Raw genomic sequence first — 5,387 nt, forward strand, 5'->3', positions numbered from 1 at the left:
GCCCGCGGTCGAGCTGATACGGCCCCCAGGCGGCCGGGACGCCGTACGCCTGGCCGGGATGCGGCGGAGCCCCGGTCGGGGCGGTCAGGCCGCTCCGAGCCGGGGCTCCGCCGTAGGGCGCTGGGCGCCGGGGTGTGTCAGGAAGCGGTACCCGTGCCACCGGCCGCGAGGCCGCCGGACTTCATCATGTCTCCGAAGTCCTTGGTGTCACCGGCCGGGGGCGCCTCGGCGGTGACCTTCGCCCCGTAGTCGGTGTAGAGCGTCGTGCTGGTCATGGCGCCGTTGGCCGTGTCGGCCTTCTCGGTCTTCTTGACCAGCAGGTCCTGGTCGTTGATCCAGACGTCGACGGTCTCGGTGCTGACACCGGCCTGGGTGAGCTGCTTCTTCAGCGCGGACAGCTGCTCGGCGGTGAGGTCGCTGGACTTCTGGGCGAGGCCGGCGACGTCGACGCGGCCCGAGTAGTGCGTGGTGTGGGCGCCGTCAACCGTCTCCTCGCCGACCTTCTTGACGTCACCGGAGGCCAGCAGCAGCTTCACGGACTGGTTCGGCGTGGAGTTCTGGAGCTGGTCCTTCATGAAGGAACCGGACGCGCCGCCGAGCTTGGCGAGGTCGTCGTAGGAGTACTTGATCCAGTGCTTGCCGCCGCCCGCCTGCTGGGCGAAGGCGTCGCTCATGTGCGCGTAGTAGGCGTCCGGCAGGTACCGGGCTTCCATCGACGCGCTGCCGGCCTTCTTCATCGCCTCGGCCATCTTGCCGCCGGTGTACGTGATGGTGAGGTTGCCCTTGAGCCCGTCAGCCCAGGTGAGAGCGCCGTCGGCGGTCATCGACATGAGGCTGCCGACGGAGGTCGTGGAGCGCACCTTGGCCGAGTCGGCCTTGTCGGTGGACTTCTCGGCGGAGCGCAGGGCAGCGATGGGGCTGACGTGCGTCACCGTCTTGCCGGCCGCCTTGCCGCCGTCCTTGTCAGAGTCGGAGGAGCCACAGGCGGCCACCCCGGTGAGCGCGGCCACCACCGCGATGGAAAGGCCCGCCCTGCGCACGGTAGTGCTGTTCATCTACTCCCACCCCTATTGCGTGTCTCGTGCCTGCACCGTAAACCAGGCCACTGACAGTCGTACGAAAGGTCGTACGGAGAAAGGACGGGCCCGGAACCTTTTAGGTTCCAGGGCCCGCCCTTTTCACACGTGCCTGACGCGGCTGCCGGCTGTCGAGCCCGAGGCTCAGACGGCGGCCGGGTCCTCCTCGACGAGGAGGTTGCGGGTGCGGTTCGGGTCGACCGGGATGCCGGGGCCCATCGTGGTGCTGACCGCGGCCTTCTTGATGTAGCGACCCTTGGCGGCGGACGGCTTCAGACGGAGGATCTCCTCCAGCGCGGCGCCGTAGTTCTCCACCAGCTTGGCGTCGTCGAAGGACGCCTTGCCGATGATGAAGTGCAGGTTCGAGTGCTTGTCGACGCGGAACTCGATCTTGCCGCCCTTGATCTCGGTGACGGCCTTGGCGACGTCGGGGGTGACGGTGCCGGTCTTCGGGTTCGGCATCAGACCACGGGGGCCGAGGACGCGGCCGAGGCGGCCGACCTTGCCCATGAGGTCCGGGGTGGCGACGACGGCGTCGAAGTCCAGACGGCCCTTCGCCACCTCGTCGATCAGCTCGTCGGCGCCGACGATGTCGGCGCCCGCGGCACGCGCGGCCTCGGCACGGTCGCCGGTCGCGAAGACCAGGACCCGGGCGGTCTTACCGGTGCCGTGCGGAAGGTTCACGGTGCCACGGACCATCTGGTCGGCCTTGCGCGGGTCGACACCCAGACGGAAGGCGACCTCGACGGTGGAGTCGAACTTGGTCGTGGAGGTCTCCTTGGCGAGACGGACGGCCTCGAGCGGGGCGTACAGCTTCTCCCGGTCGACCTTGGCGTCCGCAGCGCGGAGAGCCTTGCTGCGCTTGCTCACAACTGCTCCTGTGTGTTCTGAAAGGAGTCGTGGTATCCGGGCCGAGCAGGCCCTGCCACGTGCGACCGGCTACGGCCGCATGGACTGCTGGGCTGGGTTCAGCCCTCGACCGTGATGCCCATGGAGCGGGCGGTGCCGGCGATGATCTTCGACGCGGCGTCCAGGTCGTTCGCGTTGAGGTCGGGCATCTTGGTCTGGGCGATCTCGCGGACCTGCGCCTCGGTGATCTTGGCGACCTTGGTCTTGTGCGGCTCGCCGGAGCCCTTCTCGACACCCGCGGCCTTGAGGATCATCTTCGCGGCCGGCGGCGTCTTGGTGACGAAGGTGAAGGAGCGGTCCTCGTAGACCGTGATCTCCACCGGGATGACCCAGCCACGCTGCGACTCGGTCGCGGCGTTGTAGGCCTTGCAGAACTCCATGATGTTGACGCCGTGCTGACCGAGCGCGGGGCCGACCGGCGGAGCGGGGTTCGCCGCACCGGCGTTGATCTGGAGCTTGATGAGCCCCGTGACCTTCTTCTTCTTGGGAGGCATGCTCTCTCCGGGTCCTTACTGAGAGGTTGAGCCATCCGCGCCTTGGACCTGCACCCATGGGGGCAAGATCACACAGATGGCATACCGCACCACGATAGCCGCTGTCCCCACCAGACAAAAATCGCCCTGGTCAGGTGGCCTGTGCGGGACCTCGGGACCGTCGGTCGCGCAGGTACGCGCCCCCGGCCCACAGGGTGAACAGGGTCGCTGCGCCCGGTACGGCGAGCAGCGCGGCCACGGTCCCGCGTCCGGTGTCCTCGGCGAGCACCACCCGCCGCGGGTCCCCGGGCGCGTGCCGTACCTCCACGATGTCCCCCTTCGGCGTGCCCACGCGCGCGCGTGCCGAGCGGCAGGGCGGCCGTCACCTCCTCGCCCGCGAGCGGGAAGGTGACACCGCAGCGGCCGAGGAGGCACGTACCGCCGTGGAAGGTGGCCGTGGCCGGCTCCGCGCCCCGCAGTTCGCTGCGCAGCCAGGCCGCCGGGAGGCACAGGGCGTACACCGCCACCAGCAGAACCAGCGCGGCCCCGGCGCCGAGCGCGGCGGGCCGTACACGGCGAAAGCGCCCCGGCCCGGTCTTCACCGGCGGGGCGCTCTCGGCGGACGTGATCAGTTCTTCTGGATCTGGTCGAAGGACAGCTCGACCGGGGTCTCGCGGCCGAAGATCTCGACCAGGCCCTTGACCTTCTTGGAGTCGGGGTTGATCTCGTTGATGGTCGCCTGGAGCGTGGCGAACGGACCGTCGGTGACGGTGACCGAGTCGCCGACCTCGAAGTCCAGGACCTGGACCTCGACCTTGCGCTGCGGGGCGGGCTTGCCCTCGGCCTCGGCGGCCTCGCGGGCGGCCTTCTCCTCGGCCTCCGGGGCGAGCATCTTGACGATCTCGTCCAGGGTCAGCGGGTACGGGTCGTAGGCGTTGCCGACGAAGCCGGTGACGCCCGGGGTGTTGCGGACGACGCCCCAGGACTCGTTGGTCAGGTCCATGCGGACCAGGACGTAACCCGGCAGCTTGTTCTGCTTGATCGTCTTGCGGTCGCCGTTCTTGATCTGGACGACCTCTTCCTGCGGCACCTCGGCCTGGAAGATGTAGTCCTCGACGTTCAGCGAGACGGCGCGCTGCTCCAGGTTGGTCTTCACGCGGTTCTCGTAACCGGCGTAGGTGTGGATGACGTACCACTCGCCGGGCAGGGTGCGCAGCTCCTCGCGCAGGGCCTGGACCGGGTCCACCGGAGCGGCCGGCTCCTCCTCGGCGGCCTCGGCCGCCTCGTCGGTCACGGCCTCCTCGTCGCCGGCCTCGTCGCCCTCGTCCTCGGCGTGCAGGGCGGCCTCCTCGGCCGGCTCACCCGCCTCGGCCTCGGCAGCCTCGAACTCGTCCTGCTCGTCCGCGCCCTCGACGATGTCGAGCTCGTCATCCACCGTCTCGGCAGCCGGCCCGCTGGGCTCAATGGCGTCGTCGTTCAGGTTCGGGTCAGACACGATGGCTGCTTCTTCCTGGATACATAGGGGTGGAACATGCGAAAACGGGCGCCGGTGCCACGGCGCCCTTCGCTCTTGGCTCAGCCGAAGACGTACTTGGCCGCGTGGTTGAGCCCATAGTCAATCACGGTCACCAGGGCGATCATGATGACAACGAAGAAGATCACCACGGTGGTGTACGACGTCAGCTGGTTGCGCGTCGGCCAGACGACCTTGCGGAGCTCCGCGATGATCTGGCGGTAGAAGGTGGCCAGGCGCTTCAGAGGGCCCTTCTTGGCCCGCTTGCCGCCCTTGCGGACCTTCTTCTCGGACTCGGGCACCTCGTCCTGGGCATCAGGCGTGTCGATGGAGCCCACGGCGTCCGTCATTGTCCTCACCTGGTCCCGGGTCGTGGCCGTGCCGCGCCCGGTTTCTGAGCCGCACGGCGGTGCAATGCTGTACGTACATGCGCACACATCCTGGCGGTGTGTGTAGCAGGGCCGGAGGGACTTGAACCCCCAACCGCCGGTTTTGGAGACCGGTGCTCTACCAATTGAGCTACGACCCTTTGTGTGTCCACCAACGTACCGCATCCGACCGGGTGCTCGGTGTGCACCGGCTCGGCCGCGGCTGCTGATGGCCAACGAGGTGAGAGTGTACGTGCTCCACGGCCCGGCGTCGAACAGAAAGTGCCCGTCCGGGGACGCGTGGCCGGAGATCGTCCTGGCCGTGGACCGCGATTCGGACCCGTGTTCACGCCTCGACCCTTCCCTGTTCAGTCTGTGAAACCCGTGTGCCGGGCGCATTTCCGGTCTGGAACGATGGGCCGCATGAGCGCTGCAACCCCTCCCACCGAGCGCCGGGTCTCCGCCCGAGTCGGCGCGATCTCCGAGTCCGCCACCCTCGCCGTGGACGCCAAGGCCAAGGCCCTGAAGGCCGCCGGGCGTCCGGTGATCGGCTTCGGCGCCGGCGAGCCCGATTTCCCGACCCCGGACTACATCGTCGAGGCGGCCGTCGAGGCCTGCAAGAACCCCAAGTACCACCGCTACACCCCGGCCGGCGGCCTGCCCGAGCTGAAGGCCGCGATCGCCGCTAAGACGCTGCGTGACTCCGGCTGGGAGCCCGACGTCTCCCAGATCCTCGTCACCAACGGCGGCAAGCAGGCCATCTACGAGGCGTTCGCCGCCATCCTCGACCCGGGCGACGAGGTCATCGTCCCGGCGCCGTACTGGACGACGTACCCGGAGTCGATCCGCCTGGCCGGCGGTGTCCCGGTCGAGGTCGTCGCCGACGAGACGACCGGCTACCGGGTCTCGGTGGAGCAACTGGAGGCGGCCCGCACGGAGAAGACGAAGGTCGTGCTCTTCGTCTCCCCGTCCAACCCGACCGGCGCGGTGTACTCCGAGGCCGAGACCGAGGCGATCGGCCGCTGGGCCGCCGAGCACGGCCTGTGGG

General features: G+C 68.9%; 7 protein-coding genes and 1 tRNA gene. 1 reads left to right on the plus strand and 7 read right to left on the minus strand.

The window, feature by feature from the left end:
- Positions 1–137: 137 nt before the first annotated feature.
- The 7 genes from IE312_RS05045 to IE312_RS05075 form a co-directional block, all read right to left on the minus strand.
- Positions 138–1,055 (minus strand): SCO4651 family lipoprotein, encoded by a 918-nt coding sequence (locus IE312_RS05045; RefSeq protein WP_189978711.1) that lies wholly within the window; start codon positions 1,053–1,055, stop codon positions 138–140.
- A gap of 165 nt (positions 1,056–1,220) precedes the next feature.
- A complete protein-coding gene (rplA, locus tag IE312_RS05050; protein WP_030345387.1) occupies positions 1,221–1,946 on the minus strand; it encodes a 50S ribosomal protein L1 in 726 nt (241 codons plus the stop codon).
- A gap of 98 nt (positions 1,947–2,044) precedes the next feature.
- Positions 2,045–2,479 carry a 50S ribosomal protein L11 gene (rplK, locus tag IE312_RS05055; RefSeq protein WP_031167035.1) on the minus strand — a complete coding sequence of 145 codons (435 nt, stop codon included), beginning with the start codon at positions 2,477–2,479 and terminating at the stop codon, positions 2,045–2,047.
- A 130-nt stretch (positions 2,480–2,609) separates the two neighbouring features.
- Entirely contained in the window at positions 2,610–2,786 is a 177-nt protein-coding gene (locus tag IE312_RS05060) for a hypothetical protein (RefSeq protein ID WP_189978713.1), read from the minus strand.
- Positions 2,787–3,086: 300 nt separating this feature from the next.
- Positions 3,087–3,953 (minus strand): transcription termination/antitermination protein NusG, encoded by an 867-nt coding sequence (gene nusG / locus IE312_RS05065; protein ID WP_189978715.1) that lies wholly within the window; start codon positions 3,951–3,953, stop codon positions 3,087–3,089.
- Positions 3,954–4,033: 80 nt separating this feature from the next.
- Positions 4,034–4,321, minus strand: a complete 288-nt coding sequence (secE, locus tag IE312_RS05070; protein ID WP_189978718.1) for a preprotein translocase subunit SecE — start codon at positions 4,319–4,321, stop codon at positions 4,034–4,036.
- Positions 4,322–4,427: 106 nt separating this feature from the next.
- Positions 4,428–4,500, minus strand: a tRNA-Trp gene (locus IE312_RS05075).
- Positions 4,501–4,762: 262 nt separating this feature from the next.
- Here IE312_RS05075 and IE312_RS38845 point away from each other — a divergent pair.
- Positions 4,763–5,387 (plus strand): aminotransferase class I/II-fold pyridoxal phosphate-dependent enzyme (locus tag IE312_RS38845; RefSeq protein ID WP_229899078.1); only part of this gene is annotated, 625 nt, incomplete at its 3' end.

The sequence above is a fragment of the Streptomyces capoamus genome (assembly GCF_014654935.1).
GTDB classification, from domain to species: domain Bacteria; phylum Actinomycetota; class Actinomycetes; order Streptomycetales; family Streptomycetaceae; genus Streptomyces; species Streptomyces capoamus.

Coding starts and splice junctions, on each gene's coding strand:
- IE312_RS05045 (WP_189978711.1), bottom strand. CDS start 1,055: ATGAACAGCACTACCGTGCGCAGGGCGGGCCTTTCCATCGCGGTGGTG.
- rplK (WP_031167035.1), bottom strand. CDS start 2,479: ATGCCTCCCAAGAAGAAGAAGGTCACGGGGCTCATCAAGCTCCAGATC.
- secE (WP_189978718.1), bottom strand. CDS start 4,321: ATGACGGACGCCGTGGGCTCCATCGACACGCCTGATGCCCAGGACGAG.